At 66.0% G+C, this 17,508-nt stretch carries 16 protein-coding genes; 6 read left to right on the top strand and 10 right to left on the bottom strand.

Annotation, left to right across the window (positions count from 1 at the left end):
* Nucleotides 1-17 precede the first annotated feature (17 nt).
* The gene (locus tag QM741_RS07795; protein WP_415207147.1) at nucleotides 18-965 is read left to right on the top strand and encodes a fumarylacetoacetate hydrolase family protein; all 948 of its coding nucleotides are present in this window, start codon (nucleotides 18-20) and stop codon (nucleotides 963-965) included.
* Between the two features lie 19 nt (nucleotides 966-984).
* Complete coding sequence (locus tag QM741_RS07790) at nucleotides 985-2,418, top strand: NAD-dependent succinate-semialdehyde dehydrogenase (RefSeq protein ID WP_415207146.1); 1,434 nt, start codon at nucleotides 985-987, stop codon at nucleotides 2,416-2,418.
* Between the two features lie 156 nt (nucleotides 2,419-2,574).
* Here the strand turns inward: QM741_RS07790 and QM741_RS07785 are convergent, their stop codons facing one another.
* From QM741_RS07785 to QM741_RS07755, 7 genes are all read right to left on the bottom strand, one after another.
* Entirely contained in the window at nucleotides 2,575-3,702 is a 1,128-nt protein-coding gene (locus QM741_RS07785) for an FAD-dependent oxidoreductase (RefSeq protein WP_415209093.1), read from the bottom strand.
* Nucleotides 3,703-3,756: 54 nt separating this feature from the next.
* Nucleotides 3,757-6,069: a TonB-dependent receptor gene (locus QM741_RS07780; RefSeq protein WP_415207145.1), complete on the bottom strand. Its 2,313-nt coding sequence runs from the start codon at nucleotides 6,067-6,069 to the stop codon at nucleotides 3,757-3,759.
* Nucleotides 6,070-6,413: 344 nt separating this feature from the next.
* Nucleotides 6,414-7,142 carry a TetR/AcrR family transcriptional regulator gene (locus QM741_RS07775; RefSeq protein ID WP_415207144.1) on the bottom strand — a complete coding sequence of 243 codons (729 nt, stop codon included), beginning with the start codon at nucleotides 7,140-7,142 and terminating at the stop codon, nucleotides 6,414-6,416.
* Nucleotides 7,143-7,246: 104 nt separating this feature from the next.
* Nucleotides 7,247-8,005 (bottom strand): glutathione S-transferase family protein, encoded by a 759-nt coding sequence (locus QM741_RS07770; protein WP_415207143.1) that lies wholly within the window; start codon nucleotides 8,003-8,005, stop codon nucleotides 7,247-7,249.
* 150 nt (nucleotides 8,006-8,155) lie between these two features.
* Nucleotides 8,156-9,160: a LysR family transcriptional regulator gene (locus QM741_RS07765; protein ID WP_415207142.1), complete on the bottom strand. Its 1,005-nt coding sequence runs from the start codon at nucleotides 9,158-9,160 to the stop codon at nucleotides 8,156-8,158.
* Nucleotides 9,161-9,290: 130 nt separating this feature from the next.
* Nucleotides 9,291-10,280: an amidohydrolase family protein gene (locus QM741_RS07760; protein WP_415207141.1), complete on the bottom strand. Its 990-nt coding sequence runs from the start codon at nucleotides 10,278-10,280 to the stop codon at nucleotides 9,291-9,293.
* Nucleotides 10,264-10,659, bottom strand: a complete 396-nt coding sequence (locus QM741_RS07755; RefSeq protein ID WP_415207140.1) for a heme-binding protein — start codon at nucleotides 10,657-10,659, stop codon at nucleotides 10,264-10,266. Before QM741_RS07755 ends, QM741_RS07760 begins: the two co-directional genes overlap by 17 nt.
* A gap of 429 nt (nucleotides 10,660-11,088) precedes the next feature.
* Here QM741_RS07755 and QM741_RS07750 point away from each other — a divergent pair, with 429 nt between their 5' ends.
* A complete protein-coding gene (locus QM741_RS07750; RefSeq protein WP_415207139.1) occupies nucleotides 11,089-12,357 on the top strand; it encodes an MFS transporter in 1,269 nt (422 codons plus the stop codon).
* On the opposite strand, the gene QM741_RS07745 is transcribed toward QM741_RS07750, so the two are convergent.
* The 3 genes from QM741_RS07745 to QM741_RS07735 form a co-directional block, all read right to left on the bottom strand.
* Entirely contained in the window at nucleotides 12,314-13,507 is a 1,194-nt protein-coding gene (locus tag QM741_RS07745; RefSeq protein WP_415207138.1) for an MFS transporter, read from the bottom strand. The genes QM741_RS07750 and QM741_RS07745 overlap by 44 nt on opposite strands.
* Nucleotides 13,508-13,618: 111 nt before the next feature.
* On the bottom strand, nucleotides 13,619-13,981 hold the full coding sequence (locus tag QM741_RS07740; protein WP_415207137.1) for a Rieske (2Fe-2S) protein: 363 nt from the start codon (nucleotides 13,979-13,981) through the stop codon (nucleotides 13,619-13,621).
* Nucleotides 13,968-14,900, bottom strand: a complete 933-nt coding sequence (locus QM741_RS07735; protein WP_415207136.1) for a VOC family protein — start codon at nucleotides 14,898-14,900, stop codon at nucleotides 13,968-13,970. The genes QM741_RS07740 and QM741_RS07735 overlap by 14 nt, the downstream gene beginning before the upstream one ends.
* 252 nt (nucleotides 14,901-15,152) lie before the next feature.
* Here QM741_RS07735 and QM741_RS07730 point away from each other — a divergent pair, with 252 nt between their 5' ends.
* From QM741_RS07730 to QM741_RS07720, 3 genes are read left to right on the top strand one after another with little or no spacing between them, the layout of a single operon-like run.
* Nucleotides 15,153-16,130: an NAD-dependent epimerase/dehydratase family protein gene (locus QM741_RS07730; protein WP_415207135.1), complete on the top strand. Its 978-nt coding sequence runs from the start codon at nucleotides 15,153-15,155 to the stop codon at nucleotides 16,128-16,130.
* On the top strand, nucleotides 16,123-17,178 hold the full coding sequence (locus QM741_RS07725; protein WP_415207134.1) for an SMP-30/gluconolactonase/LRE family protein: 1,056 nt from the start codon (nucleotides 16,123-16,125) through the stop codon (nucleotides 17,176-17,178). The genes QM741_RS07730 and QM741_RS07725 overlap by 8 nt, the downstream gene beginning before the upstream one ends.
* Entirely contained in the window at nucleotides 17,175-17,471 is a 297-nt protein-coding gene (locus QM741_RS07720) for an antibiotic biosynthesis monooxygenase family protein (RefSeq protein WP_415207133.1), read from the top strand. The genes QM741_RS07725 and QM741_RS07720 overlap by 4 nt, the downstream gene beginning before the upstream one ends.
* The last annotated feature ends 37 nt before the right edge of the window (nucleotides 17,472-17,508 follow it).

Raw genomic sequence — 17,508 nt, 5'->3', positions numbered from 1 at the left:
CCCGCCAGGAGAACCTCATGAAGCTCGCGCTGTTCCAGTTGCCCGGCGACGCCATCGCCCGCCCCGGCCTGTTGACCGATGCCGGCGTGATCGACGCCAACGCGATCGTCCCCGCGGCGCATTCGCCGCAGGCACGCATGGAAGGCTGGATCGACGCCTTCGAGGCGCTGCGCCCGGCGCTGCAATCGCTGCTCGATCACGGCAGCGCATTGCCGCTGGAGCAGGTGCGCCTGCTGCCGCCACTGCCGCGCCCGGGCAAGATGCTCAACTGCATCGCCAACTACTGGGAACACGCGCAGCGCGACGTGCGCCCACTCAACATGTTCCTGAAGAACCCCGACGCGGTGATCGGCCCAGGCGACACCATCGAGCTGCCGGAGTTCACCGTGCCGTGGGCGTTCATGCACGAGGCCGAACTGGCCGTGGTCATCAAGGGCCCGGCCAAGCGCGTGACCCAGAAAAACTGGCGCAACGCCGTGTTCGGCTACACCTGCCTGATCGACGTCACCGCGCGCGAATCCGGCCGCGCCACGTGGCCGAACAAGCCGATCGCAAGCTGGCTAGGCAAGTCCTTCGACACCTTCGCCCCGCTCGGCCCGTGCATCGCCACCGCCGACGAAATCCCCGAGCCCAACGACCTGCACGTGCAGTTCTGGAACAACGGCGAGTTGCGCCACAACTACAACACCGACGACATGGAGCACCGGGTGCCGGCGATCGTCGAGTTCGCCTCGACCATCATGACCCTCAAGACCGGCGACGTGCTGTCCTGCGGCACCAACCACGAGGGTCTGGGTTTCCTGCAAGACGGCGAAATCGTTGAAATCTCCATTCAGGGAATTGGCTGCATGAAGCTCAACGTGTCCGACCCGCTCAAGCGCAGTTGGGAGCGCGGCGTGTACATGGGCGTCGATTCCACCCACCCGGACGCGGTGCGCCGCTACCGCCCGACCCATCCCGCCTGAGCGCGGCACGGAGTAACGCATGTATCCGAATACCCGGCTTTACATCGATGGCCAGTGGAGCGACGCCGGCGACGGCGCCACGCTGGAAGTGCGCAATCCCGCCACTGACGAAATCATCGGCCAGGTCGCCCGCGCCACCCGCGCCGACCTCGAACGCGCCGTGGCTGCCGCCGAACGCGGCTTGGCGGTGTGGCGCGCAACGCCAGCGCTGAGCCGCGCCTCCGTGCTGCGTAAGGCCGGCCATCTGCTGCGCGAACGTCTCGACGACATTGCGCGATTGATGACCCTGGAACAGGGCAAGGCGCTGGCCGAGGCCAAGGGCGAGATCGACCGCGGCGCCGACACCTGCGAATGGATGGCCGGCGAAGCCTCGCGCCTCTACGGGCGCAGCATTCCCGCGCGCGCGGCCAACGTCAGCCAGTTGGTGGTCAGGGAACCGATCGGGATAGTGGCAGCGTTCTCGCCGTGGAATTTCCCGATCAACCAGTTGGTGCGCAAGGTGCTCGGCGCACTCGCCGCCGGTTGCTCGATCATGGTCAAGGCGCCGGAGGAAGCGCCGGCTTGTTCGGCGGCGATGGTGCAGGCCTTCGCCGATGCCGGCGTGCCGGCCGGCGTGCTGAACCTGGTGTTCGGCGTGCCGGCGGAAATCTCCGGATTTCTGGTGCCGCATCCGTCGGTGCGCAAGGTGTCGTTCACCGGCTCGACCGCGGTCGGCAAGCAACTGGCCGCCGAGGCCGCGCGGCACATGAAGGTTTCGACGATGGAACTGGGCGGACACGCGCCGGTGCTGGTGTTCGCCGATTGCGACGTCGAGGCCGCCGCGCGCGCACTGGCCGGCAACAAGTTCCGCAACGCCGGCCAGAGTTGCATCAGCCCGACCCGGCTGCTGGTCGAGCGGCCGGCGTTCGAGCGCTTCGTCGCCGCCTTCGTCGACGGCGCGCGCGCGGTCAAGGTCGGCGACGGCCTCGATCCGGCCACTACGATGGGCCCGCTGGCCAATCCGCGCCGGCTGGCGGCGATGCGCGAACTCACCGCCGACGCGATCACGCACGGCGCGAAGCTGCAACTGGGCGGCAAACGCATCGGCGACAAGGGCAATTTCTTCGCCCCGACCGTGTTCACCAACGTGCCCTTGCAGGCGCGGCTGATGAACGAGGAACCGTTCGGCCCGCTGGTGCCGATCAACGCCTTCGACGGCTTCAACGAAGCCATCGCCGAAGCCAACCGCTTGCCGTTCGGCCTGTCCGCCTATGCGTTCACCGCCTCGCACAAGACCGCGCAAGCGGTGGCGGCGCAGGTGCAGAGCGGCATGGTCTCGGTCAACCATTTCGGCCTCGGCCACCCGGAAGCGCCGTTCGGCGGCATGAAGGACTCCGGCTACGGTTTCGAAGGCGGCGCCGAGGCGATCGAAGGCTATCTGCAAACCCGTTTCATCACCCTCGCCGATCTTTGATTCCACCCCAGATCAAAAGTGCCGTCATTCCGGCGAAAGCCGGAATCCAGCCTTGGCTTTTTATCTTCGCGTCGGATAGCTGAAGAGCAAAAACTGGATTCCGGCTTCCGCCGGAATGACGAGCCAAAGAGTGGTTTGCAAAACCTGGCCGGCCGCTCAAATCGGCGCGGCCACCACTTCCAGCATTTTCCGGGTCAAGCCCGGCGCGTCCTCGTCCGGGGTCGGATGCTGTTCCCATGCGCCGATCTGCAACGAAGCCTCGGCGATGAACTTGCAGCGCTCGTAGCGGCGCTCCATGAACTGCGCCATCAACGCCTCGACCGGTTCGTCGCGCGCCAGTAACTGGGCGACCACCACCGCGTCTTCGACCGCCTGCGCCGCGCCTTGGCCCAGATGCGGGGTGGTGGCGTGCGCGCCGTCGCCGATCACCAGGATGCGGCCGCGATACCACGGCTTGGGCAGCAGGATGCTTTCCAGCGGCCGGTACACCACCTGCTGCGGATCGACGATCTGCTCGCGCAACCGCGCCATGACCCCGCCACACGGCAACAGGTGGTCGTGCATGCGTTGCGCCAGCGTGGCCTGCTCGTGCCAGGGGTTGCCCGGCTCGGTGGTGACCAGCCAGACATAGCCGGTTTCCTCGCTCAGCGGGATGAACCCGGCCTTGCCGCCTTCCAAGCCCATCGTCACGAACGAGCCGGTCAGTTCCTCCGGCCGCCGCACGTTGTAGCGCCACACGCCCTGCCCGGTGTAGGCCGGCTTCAGCGCATCGCCGAACAGGGTCTCGCGCACTTTTGAATAGATGCCATCGGCGCCGATCACCACGTCGTAACGACCGCGGCTGCCGTCGGTGAATTCCACATCGACGCCATCGGCATCCTGTTCGAGCGACCGGAAGGTCGCCCCGAGCCGCAACCGCGCGCCGGACTCGGCGACCGAAGCCAGCAGCACCTCGTGCAGGCGCGGACGCGACATGCCCAGGTGCGAGGGATAGCGCGGCCCGGCCAGCCGGGTTCCTTCGAGTTCGACGACCGGAACGCCTTGCAGGTCGCGGAACACCAAGCTGCCATAGGGAAATCCTGCCGCGACGATGCGGTCGGCCATGCCGATGCCGGCCATCGCGCGGATGAAATTGGCCTGCACCACGATGCCGATGTGGTAGACCTTCCAGTCGGTGTTGATTTCGACCAGGTCGACCGCGATGCCGGCCTGGCGCAGCGCGATGGCCGCGGTCAGGCCGCCGATGCCGCCGCCGACCACCAGCACGCTGTTCACTCTTGCCATTTGCATTGTCCGATTTCCCAGAACCGCAGGCCCTCCGGGCCGCCACGCGCGCAGTCAGAACACGTAGTTCAGCCGCAAGCCATAGGTGCGCGGCGCACCGATGGCCGCATACAGGGAATTGACGTTGGTCGGCGAGTAGGTCAATCCGCCCGAGATGCCGCCAGACGTTCCGGTGTACAGCACCGCCACGTTCTCCATGTTGTCGACATAGGCGGTCACCCGCAGGGCGCTGTTCGGGGTCATGTAGGTCAACTCGAAATTGGACAGGTGATATGCGTTGCGATGACTGCCGAGCAGATGCTGCGCCTGCAACCACGTGTCCGATTCGTAGTGCGAGGTGAAGCGCGGGATCAGGAAGCCGCCATTGCCCAAGTGGAAGGTATGGTCGTAGCCCAGCGTCACCGAATACTCCGGCAGGTTGAGGCGATCCAGGTCATAGAGAGTCAGCGTGGATTTGACCGGGAACTCGTAATTCTTGCCTTTCTCGAACAGGACATCGGCACTGAAGCGGTCGTCGCTGGTCGGGGCGAAGACCAGGTCCAGTTCGGAGCCATAAAGGTTGCCGTTGGCATTCACCGGCCGGCCCGTGGTCCCGCCCGGATTGATCGGCAGACGCACCGAAATCTGCTGATCCCTGTAGTCCCAATAGAAGACGTTGAGATTCGCCTGCAGCTTGTTGTCCAGGAAACGGTTCTTGCTGCCGATCTCGTAGGCGATCAGCTTCTCCGGCTTGTAGGTATTGTCGGGAAGGCCCGCGAAGAAACCGCCGGCCTTGAAGCCGGTGCTGGCATTCGCATAGAGCAGCGAATGCGCGCCGACGTCGAATTCCGCCCCGACCTTGCCGCTGACGTTGCTGAAGGTGAGCGTGCCGGCGTTGGGGATCTTGCAGCCGCCGCTGGTCAGCGTGGAACTGACCGGCATCACCACGGCGCCCGCCGCGATCGCGGCGTCGCTGCATTGGTAATCGTCGAGAATCACGTACCCGTCCTGGGTCTTTTTCTCGCGGGTGTAACGCAGGCCGCCGGTGAGGCGGAAGCGATCGGTCAGGGAATACGTGGCCTGACCAAACGCGGCGAAGCTGCGGTCGGTCAGGTCGGGATTGCGTATCGTCTGGTAGCCCGCCGGTTCGAGGAACATGCCGGTGTTGTCCTGGGCCTCGTCGTAATAGTAAAGGCCGGCCACCCACTTGAGCGGACCTTCGCCATTGGAGGACAGACGCGCTTCGAGGCTGTACTGCTCGACATCGTTGTCCACGATTTGCTCGAAGCCGGTCGAATAGTTGTCGAAATCGACCTTGGTGTGGACATAGGCCGGAATGATGGTCAGGTCGGCGAAGTCGAACTTGACGACGATTTCCGAACTGAGGATGAGTTGCGTATTGTCGATGTATCCGTCGTTGCCGACGACCGATTTGTTCGCGACGACCGAAGTGCTGCTCACGTTGCCCTTGCCGCTGTTGGCGAACGTCGGGCAGATCGTGACGTCGCCGCATCCGGCGGGCGAGTAGGCGAACCAGGGATCATTGGAGAACTGATATTTGTCCGTGGTGTTGAGCGGATAAAGGAAAATCGTCCCCTGCCCCCGCGAACCGTCGTGGAAATAATCGGCGCTCACCAGGACAGACAGCTTGTCGTTCGGTTCGTAGAGCGCGCTCAAACGTCCGGCCTGCGTGTCCGCATCGTTGTAGCCGTTCGAGAGATAGCCGTCGTGCTTGTTGGTCTGGAACGCGGCACGAAGCGCCAACTGGTCGCTCAACGGCGTGTTGAACATGCCGGTGGCCTTGAAAAGATCGTAGGAGCCCACTTCGATTCCGACGTCCCCCTGGGTCTCGAAGACCGGGCGCGCCGGAATCAGGTTCACGGCCCCCACAGTGGCGTTGCGGCCGTAGAGCGTGCCCTGCGGCCCCTTCAACACCTCGACGCGTGCCAGATCGTAGAAGGCCGCGGAAGTGCCGTACTGGCGACCGATGTTCACGCCGCCGATGTTGAATGACACGCTGGGATCGGCATAGGCGTTGCCGCCGCCGCTGGTGATGCCGAGCAGGCTCAGATTGGCATTGGGCGTCGCCTGCGTCACCGACAGGCCAGGTACCGAAGTGATCAGGTCCTTGATGTTGCCGATGCCGTCGTTCGCGAGGGTATCGCCGGCGATAGCGGTGACCGACAGGGCCGTCTTCTGCACGCTGGCCTCGTGTCGCTCCGCGGTGACCACGACATCGGCAAGGCCCGTCGCCTGTTTGTCCGCAGCCGTATTGTCCGCAGCCACCTTCGCGGCGGAGTTGTTTTCCGTTCCCGCATCTTGCGCGGCAACGGCGGTTGAAATTGCCGTCAGGGTCAAACCTGCAAGCAACAGTGCTTCGGTCTTCATTCGATCCTCCCAGGTTTCGCTGTTGATTTGTCTTGCCGCTTTTTTCTTCGTCTTGCCTCTCGCTGTTCGGCACCCGTGCAGGCACGCGTCCTGAAACAGCTTTTATCTTAAATTCCCCTATCAGGGAATCTTGTGCCGCAACAACCGTTTTCCGCCAAGCCACGAGACTGGCCGATCAGGTACGTTCTTCACTCTTGCATTTGCATCGACCGTTTCGCCCGCGCGGAACCGCGGGCCATCCGGGCCGCCACTCGGGCGTCCCAGCCCGGTCGGATTAAATTACCCTATAAGAGAATATTAAGCCAAACGAATGCGCATGCAACTTGCACTGCAACATTCCTCGATTAGGGAATATTCTCTTTTCTGCCCTTGCCGGGGGCTCGGGCCGGGGCGCGCAATCCGTTGAGGATCAGGTCGATGACGAACTCGCGATACTCGTCGGCCGCCCTGGCCTGGTCGATCCTGCCTCCCCGCACGACCTTGAGGACCGCGGTGCCGCCGACGAAGAACTCGGTCATGCCGATGATGGCCAGCGAAAGGTAACCGGCATCGACATCGCGCAGCACGCCTTTCCTGACGCCCTTGGCGATGACCGTGCGATAGCCCTCGACGCCGCGCAGGGCCAGATCGCGGAACAGCCTGGCACCCTCCGGCGTGCCGATGGCGAGCAATTCCTCGACGAACAACCGGTGGAAGAACGGATAGGAAATGATCAAGTCCATCAGCGCATTGATGCGACCGCGCAGCAGGCCTTCGGGGTCGTCGCCGCAGGCCTTCATCGTATCCTCGATCATCCGCTTGAAGCGCGCGGCCAGACGTTCGGTCGCAGCGACCAGCAGCGCCGAACGATCGCGGAAGTAGTAGCGGATCAGCGACGGATCGACGTTGGCATAGCGTGCCACTTCGGCGCGGGTGACGCTGGCCGGCGGCATGATCTTGAGCAGTTCGCAGGTCTTTTCGATCAGCCCCTCGCGGCCGACCCCGCCGATCTCCGCCGGCGGGCGTCCGATCGCGCGGCGATCACGCGGGGTAGCGGCCGCGCGGCCTTTCGTGGTCGTCTTCTTCTTTTCCAATGTCCGGACCTCTTCGCGTGGGCAGGATGTGGGCGGATTGCACGCCACGGGCAGCCCGCATTGTTCCGGGACCTCAAGCGCAAATCAACCGCACCACGACCATCTCATGCGTGCGTCTCGCCATCGTCGTCGAAATCCCGCGCGGGGCGGAGGGTTCTGCTGCCGGGCATGTAGGCGGCCTCGAACGAAGCGCGCGCGGTGATGCGCCGGTACCAGTCCTGCACGGCAGCCAGATCGCCCCACAGCGTATCCATGCGCAGGTCCTCCAGACGTGCCAACGTCGGCAGCAGGCTGATGTCGGCGAGGCTGAGCGCATCGCCCGCCAGCCAAGACGTTGCCTGCAAGGACTGCTCGGCCCGTTCGAGGGTATAGCGCAACTGGCGCTCGGCCTCGACCAATTCCTCTTTCGCAAAACCGCGCTGCCCCATTTTCAGGTAGAACGCGCGCCGCAATGGACGACGTTCGGCGATCGCGAGCAGTTGATCGCGCGACATCTTGCGGATGCCGCCGCTGAACAGGTAATGGAAGGACGGCACGCGCGCGGCCGGGGTCGGCACCTCGTCGATGAAGGCGCACCATTCGCGCATGCGCGCCTTGCCGACCGCGTCGGCCGGACGCAGCGGACGCTGCGGGAACGCGTCTTCCAGGTATTCGAGGATCACGCTGGAATCGACGACGGGCACGCCGTCATGCACCAGCGTGGGCACCAGACCGTTCGGATTCAGCCGCAGGTAGTCCGGCGCCAGTTGGTCGTCCCTGGCGAAGTCGATCAGGCGGCTGGTCCAGGGCAATTCCTTTTCGGCCAGCGCTTGGCGCACGCGCTGGCTGCAGGTGGATCCGAGGGCGTGGTAAAGCTCGAGCATGTTCGACTTGTCCTATCCAGTCCCTAAGTTATTCCCAATATCGGGAATAAGATAGGATTCCGACCCCGCGTGGTAAAGCTGCGTCGCAGCATCGGCGAACGCGGAAAAAGGAAAGCCCGGCGCGGACCGGGCCTTGTCGATGCCGGCGCGTCAGCCGCGCGCTTGCTTGCGCGCGCGCTTCATGGGCACCACCGCCGTCGACTCGCCGGCGGACGGCAGCAGCGAGGGATACAGGGAGTCGATCGCGGGCATCTTCTGCGCCATCGCGATGATCTTCTGGCGCAGCCACTGCGTACCCGGGTCGAGGTCGCGATGGCGATGCCACTGCAACACCTCCGTCAGGTGCGGCATCTCGAACAGCGGCTTGACCGGGCGCAACGGCAGGTTCCTCAGGTAACTGTCGGCCATGCGCACGTGCAGCGTCGCCACCCGGTTGGTGCCGGCGATCAGGTACGGCAGCAGGTGAAAGGAATTGACGCTCACCTCGATGCGCCGTGCATGCTCGCCATAGCGGTCGATGAACCAGGATTCGAACATCGGCACGCCGTCGTTGCCCGCCTGGAAGGACACATGTCCGGCGGCCATGTACTGGTCCAGCGAAATCGTGTCGCCGATCTCGGCGTTGTCGCGATCGACCGCGATGACGTAGGAGTCTTCGAACAGCACGGTTCTGGACTGCGTGCTGGAGGCGTGCTCGTCGGGGCAGATGATGAAATCGACATCGCCGCTGTCGAGTTGGCTGGCGGTCTGCGCACTGGGCTGGCGGAACTTCCAGGAAATGCCCGGCGCCTCCTTGTGCACCTCGCGCAGGACGTCGCAGAGAAGCACGGCCGACACGTAGTCCGAAGCCACGAACGTGAAATGGCGCCGCATGCTGGCCGGATCCAGCTCCGGCCGGCTGTGGATGGTGGTGTCGATCCGTACCAGGATGTCGGTCACCGGCTCGAGCAGGCTTTCGGCCAGCGGGGTGAGTTCCATCCTGCGCCCGACCTGGACGATCAGCGGATCCTCGAAGTAGTCGCGCAAGCGCGCCAGGATGCCGCTCATGGCCGACTGGCTCACGTGCAGCAATTCGCCGGCGCGGGTGACGTTGCGCTTCTCCAGCAGCACCTTGAGAGCGGACAGGAGGTTGAGATCGAGCTTCTGGTAACGCATGGCCGCCGCGACTGCTGATAACCGAGCTTATCTATAACCCAGCACCTGCGCTTGCGCATTCTGCATGGCAACATCGCGTTTCCCGATTCAGGGAATTCCAAACAGAGAAACCATTCTTGCGCAATCGGTATCAGGCCCGCCATCCGCCGCGCGCATAGACGTGCTTGCCGGTGTCGTGCAGCACGGCGCGTTTCTCCGCCGACGTCAACTTCACCGAAGCCGCGACGATGGCGTCCACCAGGCGGCTGTAGGGGCCGACCGAATTGCCGATGTCCGAGCCCCACAGCACGTGGCCGGCGTCGTACACGTCGACGACGTGGCGCAGCGTGTCGGCCGGCGACAGCTTCGCCTCGCGCAACAGGTCGATGTTGATGGTGCTGAACTTGTAGTAGATGTTCTTCTGCGCCTTCAACGCGACCTGCTCGGCGCTCAGGCCGAAGTCCGGCGCGCCTTCGTTCGCGAGCCAGCCGATGTGGTTGAGCACCAGGCGCACGTTCGGAAATTGCCGAGCCAAATGGGAGAACTCGGCGATGGCCGCCGGGTTCCGGCCCGGCGGCACGGTCATCACGTCGATGCACAGGCCATGCTTGTTGGCCGCGGCCCATGTGGCCAGCGCCTGCCGCGAACTCAGCCACGGAAACGCACCGTCCCCGGCCTGCGGCCCGGTCAGGCGGATGCCGGCCAGGCCATGGTCGCGCACATAAGCATCGATCCGCGCCGGCGTGCCGGGATCTTCCGCATCGAGCACGCACACCGGCACCAGACGATTCCGGTGCGCATCGGCCGAATCGAGGATGTAGCGGTTGTCGAAACCGTAGCTGAGGCGATGCTGGACGGTGGCGGCGCCGGCCACGTCGTTGGCATCCATCCACGCCAGCACCGCTTCGACGCTCGGCGTGTCGTGGTTGGCATGCGGGTCGTCGGAACCGGGCGGACCACCGGCACCCTGAACCTTCGGTGCGCGCGGATACTTCACCAAGTCGTCGGTACGCAGGTGGCAATGCGCGTCGAACAGTTTGAAGCCCAGCGTGCCGGCGCTGCTTGCGGCCTTCGCCAAGCCGGGGCGACCCAGCGCCATGGCAACGGCCGACGCGATCAGGAACTCACGGCGTGTAAACATGGAGGTCTCCCTGATATTTGCGCAAGGCGCTGCGCGCGCAGGCTTCGTCCTGTTCGTGGGTCGGCGCGCCGCTGAGGCCGATGCCGCCAACAACTTCGCCGCCGACCCGGATCGGCAGCGAGCCGGTGTGGATGTTGTACCGGCTGTCGGCCGCCACCTCGGCCGCAAATGCCGCGTCCTTCGCCGCGCGCGCTTCCAGTTCCGAACCGGGCACGGCGAACGCAGTCGCGGCGGCAGCCTTGCGCACCGTGGTGAGAGTGCGACCGATGCTATCGGCGCCCAGGGTGACCTTGGCCAAACCGGCGGAATCGACCACGCTGACGCTGACCGTGTAACCCTGCGCGCGGCACGCGGCGATCGCGCCCTGCGCCAAGAACAAGTGCGCTGTCCAGAGTCAATGTCTTTGCCGGTGGCGGTGGCGGCCCGCTTGCGGGTTGCGGAGCGTTCTGCGCCGAGGCACCGCCCAGGCCACTGCCGACAACGGCAGCAACCAACAATGTCCATGTCCTGCATGTCTTCATTGCTTCCTCCCTCGTAGCTCACGAACCTGCCGGCCATGCGCTCGCGCCTGCTTCGGCAAGGCACGCGATGCTGCGTTGCAGCTTTACTTCGCATGCGCCGACCTTGGAATAATCATCATATTCCCTGACAAGGGAGTTTTGCAACGGCATCGCCCGGCGCCGGAATCGAATGATCCGCACCGACCGGCGTCGCGCCGGCCAATCATCATTACCCGAGGTGTCGTATCCGTGAAGCATCCAAGCGCGATCGTCAGGATCGCAACCATGCACAGGCAGGGGATGGCCGCATGAACGCCAAGGCGGGGTTCTTCCACGGCTGGATCGTGGCGCTGGTCTGCGGCTTCGGCCTCGCCTGCGGCATCTCGGTGTTCATCCCGTCCACGCTGGGGCTGCTGGCGGGGCCGTTGAGCGCGGAACTGGGCTGGACCCAGCCGCAGGTATTCCAGGCGCCGGTCTGGGCGACCGTGACCACGGTCGTCATCGCGCCGTCGCTGGGTCGGCTGATCGACCGCATCGGCGCGCGCCGCGTCATCATCGCCTCGTTCATCATTCAAGCGATCATCCTCGCCTCGTTCTACTGGATCGACCGCGCTCCCTTGCCGTTCTACCTGCGCTACACGGCGCTGGCTGCGTTGGCCACGGGCAACACCGGGCTGGCGTTCACCAAGGTCATCGGCGACTGGTTCGACCGCCGCCGCGGCACTGCATTGGGAGTGACCTTGGCGGGCGTCGGCGTCGGCGGCGTGGCGTGGACGCTGGCTGCGCAACACCTGTTCGACCTGGTCGGATGGCGGCTGACCTTTCCCCTGCTCGCCGTATTTCTGCTGCTCGTCGTCACGCCGGTCATGGCGCTCGCGATCCGCAACCGCCCGGCCGACATGGGGCTGCACGTGGACGGGGACGCGACGGCGCAACGCGACGCGGAAAGCCGGCACGGACCGAGCCTGCGCGAAGCCGGCCGCGCGCACCCGTACTGGATGCTGCTCGCCGTCGCCTTCCTGGTCGGCTTCGGCATCCAGGCGTTGATGCTGCATCTGGTTCCGCTGCTCAAGGAAAGCGGCTACTCGCCGCAGGTCGCGGCCAACGCGCAGGCGTCACTGTGGATGGCGTTGGTGCTCGGACGCCTGTCCACCGGCTGGCTGATGGACCGGTTCCCCGCGCCGCGCATCGCCGCGCTGTTCCTGTGCTTCCCGCTGGTCGCGATCTTCCTGCTCAGCACCAGCACCGGCGGCGCGGGCGGCTTCGTCGCGGCGATGCTGATCGGACTGGCCTCGGGCGCGGAGGTCGACGTCATCGCTTTCCTGACCACGCGCTACTTCGGCCTGCGCCACTATGGCGCGATCTACTCGACCTTCTTCTCGGCGTTCGTCATCGGCTCCGGCACCGGCCCGCTGGTGGCCTCGCAACTGCACGAGCAGGCTGGAGGCCATTACACGCAGGCGCTGTACGCCATGGGCGCAGTCCTGCTGGCGGCTGCGGTGATGTTCCTGTTCTTAAAGCGCACTCCCGCGGTCACGCACGCTGGATGCACGCCACCGCCAGCACGACGAAAGTGACCGCGGCGATGACCGCGAACACGCCGAACGCCGCCTGGATGCCGGCCACGTGCGCCATCACGAACGAGAAGGTCAGCGTGCTCAGGAACTGGCCGATGGCGAAAGTGCCGGTCCAGATGCCGGTGCCGCGCGCGCGGATCTGGAAAGTCAGCGGCTGCATCGCCCAGGTCAGCAGGGTCGGCAACATCAAGCCGGCGCCGATCTGATTGAGGAAGCCGGGCACGATGAAGGTGTACGGCTGCGCGGCATGGGCCATGCCCCAGAAGCCGACGGCCATGATCGCGAATTCGATCAGCAGCAGCGCGCGGATGCCCAGCCGCTTCTTGACGAAGCCGAAGGCGATCGCGCCGACCGGCACGCCGAGACTGGCCAGCGAGATCAGCAGGCCGGTGTTCGCCGCCGACTGGACCCCCAGCGACGCCATCGCCGAGGCCATCTGGAACTGGATGACGTAGAACATCACGCCGCCGACCAGGGTGATCAGGCACACGGTCAGCATGTGCCCCCACGGGAACGGTTCGGGCGCGGATTCCGCGACCGCGCCATGGGCGGTGCGCCGGTCCGGCTCCCAGGTGAACAGGGCCACGCCGACCAGGAACAGCAGGCCGCTGGCGTAGATGAAGAACGGCCCGCGCCAGCCCAGCGCGTCGCCCAGCTTGCCGGCGATCGGGAACATGAAGAAGGCGGTGATCGAGGCGGTCGCGGCCTGGCTGCCGAGCCACTTGTCGCGCCGCGCCGGATCGAAGCAGTCGCCGATGAGGGCGGTACTGCAGGTCATCACGATCGCCTCGCAGATGCCCACGCCGACGCGGCTGGCGAAGATCGCCGCGAAGTGGTCCAGCACCAGCGGCGCCATCCCGCACAGCGAATAGACCACCATCGCGACCATCAGCAGGCGGCGGCGGCCGATGCGGTCGGCCAGCGCGCCGACGAACGGCGAGAACAGGGCGATGCACAGCGCCGGCACCGACAGCAGCGAGGGGATCCAGTAGCCGGCGTCGGGCATGTCGTGGAACTGCTCGAACAGCTTGGGCACGATCGGCGCCAGCAGCACCGCGCCCATCGTCGAGAGCGCGATCGGCAGGATCAGCGACAGGCCGGTGGCGAAACCGGCATCGTGCCCGGCCCGGGCGCTGGTTGCGGAATTCATGCGGGAAGCCCTCCTCGGGCATGCAGGCGTGTTGCATCGAAAACAAACAAGGCGCAATAAGCGCAGCGCATTGCGCCGCAAGGCTGGCGAAGCGCTTCGGAATTTCCCATGTCAACGCGCCTCGATCCAGATCCATTCCGCGTCCTCGCGCACACGCACCGGCTGCAGGCGCTCGCCCTCGCAGGGGCCGAAGGTGCACAGGCCGTCCTCGATCAGGAAATGCGCGCCATGGGCGTAGCAAACGATCTCGCTGCCATCGCCGTTGAGGAAGCGGTCCTTCGCGTATTCCAGCGCTCGCTCGTTGTGCGGACACAGGTTGCGATAAGCGTGCACGCGGCCGCCGCGGCGCACGACGAACGCGCGGTCCTCGCCGCTGCGCGGGTCCGGATCGCAGCCGCGCGCGTTCGCTTCGGCCAGTTCGTCGCGGCGGCAGACGCGCAGCCAATGCGGTTCGGGCGGATCAGTGCGGGTCACCGTTGGGCGACCATAGCGGGCGGTAGTCGAACAGGAATATCTGCGAGGTCACGCTGTTGGCCGGGGTCTCGCGCGGCACCCAGCTGTCGTCGTGCAGGTCCATGTCCGCGTCGAACTCGAACGCGCCGCCGAACGGGCTGTTGAAGTACCAGAAATAGTTGGAGCCGAAGATGTGCCGGCCCGGGCCCCAGAAGCTCTTCCAGCCCTTGTCGGCGAAGCGCCAGCCGGCTTTGAGCAGTTCGTTGGGGCCGCTGAAGTGGAAGGTGAAATGGTTGATGCCAGCCATGTGCGCCGGCGCCTGGATCAGGAACAGGGTGTGGTGCTCGAAGGTGCCGGCCGGGCGCAGGAACGGGCCGACGCCGGTGAAGCGGTCCACCACGCGGAAGCCGAGCCGGTCGACGTAGAAGCGCTCGGCCTTTGCCACGTCCGGCACGAAATACACCACGTGCGAGAGCGAATGCGGCAGCGCCTCGCTGTCGTGGCTGGCGGCGACCACGTTGACCGGGCGCTGCGGCGGCAGGCCGGGCACGTTGGTCAGCACCGGGGTGGCCTGGAAGGGCCGCCGGCGGGTCACCCGGAAGGCGATGGCGATGCCCGAATCGTCACGGCTGTGCAGGGTGCCTTCGCCGTCGAGGAACACCGGCCGATCCTTGCCCAGTTCGGCGCCGATCTGCTCCAGGGTGGCCGCATCGGCCACGCCGTAGACGGTCTCGCGGATGTTGGGGGAACGGCCGATCGCTTCCGGCAGACCAGCGTCGCCGCTGCGGCGCACTTCGATGCTGGTGCCGTCCAGCGCGGCGTACTCGGCGCCTTCCATCACCCGATCGACCTTGCGCAGGCCGTAGTCGCGCAACGCACGCACGCAATCATCGAAATCCTCGACGCCGAAAACCAGTGAATCCAGCCCGATGACGTTCAAGATGCGTCTCCGCAAAACATTGCTGACACCGCCCATGACGAGCGGACTTCGGACCGGAAGCGTAGCGGCTCGGGCCCGACCCCGGAAATGGCGTTTGCCCATGGCTCCCATTCGCCGCCGCCATACCCCGAGCATGGCCGATCGTGATGCTCCGCATCGAAAGGTTTGATTTCCCCGCACCCGGACGGACGCACAAGATGGCGCGATCGCGCTCGCCGATCTGCCGATCGACAGCCGGGAACCGACACTTCCTTGTTTTCCGCATCCATCCGCATGCATCTGCTCGTCACTGGCGCCAACGGTTTCATTGGCAAGGCATTGGTCCAGCGGCTGCTGGCCGGTTGGCCGGCACTGGACACACTCACCCTGCTCGACCTGGCGGTGGACGCGCCGGACGATGACCGCGTGCGCGTCCTGCCCGGCGACTTGTGCGATGCGTTATTGCGTGCGCGCGCTTTCGCCGCGCCGGTGGACGTGGTGTTTCATCTGGCCAGCCTGCCCGGCGGCGCCACGGTGAAGAATCCCGCGCTCGGCTACCAAGTCAACGTCGGCGCGATGGCGGCGCTGATGGAAGAAGCACGCGGCGCCGCCAGCACCGCGCCGGTATTCGTGTTCGCAAGTTCCATCGCCGCGCTCGGCGCGCCGCTGCCCGACGTGGTGGACGACGCCACGCCGCCGCACCCGACCAGCAGCTACGGCGCGCACAAGCAGATCGGCGAAATCCTGCTCGAAGACGCGACCCGTCGCGGCGCGATCGACGGCCGCGCGCCGCGTCTGCCGGGCATCGTGATGCGCCCGCCGGCGCCGGCCGGATTGCTGTCGGCGTTCATGAGCGACCTGATCCGCCACGCCGCCGAAGGGCGCCGCTACACCTGCCCGGTGTCGCCGCAGGCGCCGGTTTGGATCATGTCGGTGCCGCGGGTGGTGGACAATCTCATCCACGCCGCGCGCATGCCCGCGCCGCCCGCGGGCGCACCGCGCGCGTGGACGCTGCCGGCGCTGCGCGTGGACATGGCCGAACTGGTTCGCGCCGTCGGCGCGCATCGCGGCCGCGATGTGTCCGCGCTGATCGACTACGCCCCGGATGCGGCGCTGGAAGCCGCGTTCGCCGCCTACCCGCCTCTTTCCGTTCCCGCTTCCACCGCGCTGGGCTTCCGCGACGACGGCGATGCCGTCGCCCTAGTCGCGCGCGCGCTGGCCGCCGACAAGGATCCCCTAATCAATGCTTGACCTCAGCACCCGCTCTCGCATCAACCCCCTGTACGGCTGGCAGGTGGACCGCTCGCGCATCCGCAACATCGGCGTCGACCTGCAACGGCCCGAGTGCATCCTGGCCGAGTCCGACGGCACCCTGTGGACCGCCGACGCGCGCGGCGGGGTCGTGCGGATCAATCCCGACGGCAGCCAGCAGTTGATCGCACAGAAAGGCGTCAGCAACAGCGGCAGCGCCGAGGACCTGATCCTCGGCGGCACCCTGCCCAACGGCATCGCCTTCGACGCCAACGGCGACATTTTGATCGCCAACTTCGGCACCGACGCGATCGAGCTGATGACCCGCGACGGCCGTTCGCGCACGCTGTACGACAGCATCGACGGCGTGCCGCTGGGCAAGATGAACTTCATCCTCAGCGATTCGCGCGAACGCATCTGGTTCACCGTCACCACCCGCGCGCAGCCGTGGACGCGCTCGATCAACGAGAAGCTCGCCGACGGCTACGTCGGCCTGATCGACAAGCGCGGCCTGCGCATCGTCGCCGACGGTTTCGTCGGCACCAACGAGATCCGCCTCGACGCCAACGAGGAATGGCTGTATGTGGTCGAATCCAATGCGCGCCGCATCTCGCGCCTGCGCGTGCAGGCCGACGGCAGTTTGCGCAACCGCGAAGTCTATGGCCCATCCGATCTGGGCGGCACTCCGGACGGCTTCGCTTTCGACAGCCACGGCAACCTGTGGATCACCTTGATCCTCGCCGAGCGCCTGATCGCGTTGACTCCGCAAGGCGAGGTGCTGACCCTGCTCGACGACGGCAAGCCCGAGCAGATCGAAATCTACGACCGCCACTTCGCCGCCGGCACCGTGACGCCGGACCTGATGGGCGCCTGCGCCGGCACGCTGGCGCCGATGATGGCCAGCCTGACCTTCGGCGGGCCGGATTTGCGCACGGTCTATCTCGGCAGCCTGAAAGGCACGACGTTGCCGAGCTTCCGCTCGCCGGTGGCCGGGCTGGCGCTGCCGCACTGGCAGCGCCCGGCACGCGCGTACGGAACTCGACCATGATCGTGGAAATCGCTCACTTCCACATCGTCCCCGGCCGGGAAGTCGCGTTCGAGGCAGCCTTCGTGCAGGCGCGCAAAGTCATCGCTCGCGCCAGCGGCCACCTCGGCCACAGCCTGCATCGCTCGCACGAGACGCCCTCGCAGTACGCGCTGCTGGTGTTGTGGAACACGGTCGAGGACCACACCGAGGGCTTCCGCGGCTCGGAGCTGTTCGTGCAGTGGCGCGCGCTGCTGAACCCGTTCTTCGCCCAGCCACCCTCCGCCGGCCATTTCCGGCCGGTGGCCACCCGCTGACCCCCGCTTTCATCCAGAAACCAACGGAACCGCAGTC

Source organism: Rudaea sp., from assembly GCF_047601565.1.
Classification (GTDB): Bacteria; Pseudomonadota; Gammaproteobacteria; order Xanthomonadales; family Rhodanobacteraceae; genus Rudaea.
The sequence above is the reverse complement of the archived record's forward strand: the minus strand, read 5'-3'. Positions and strand labels throughout refer to the sequence as shown.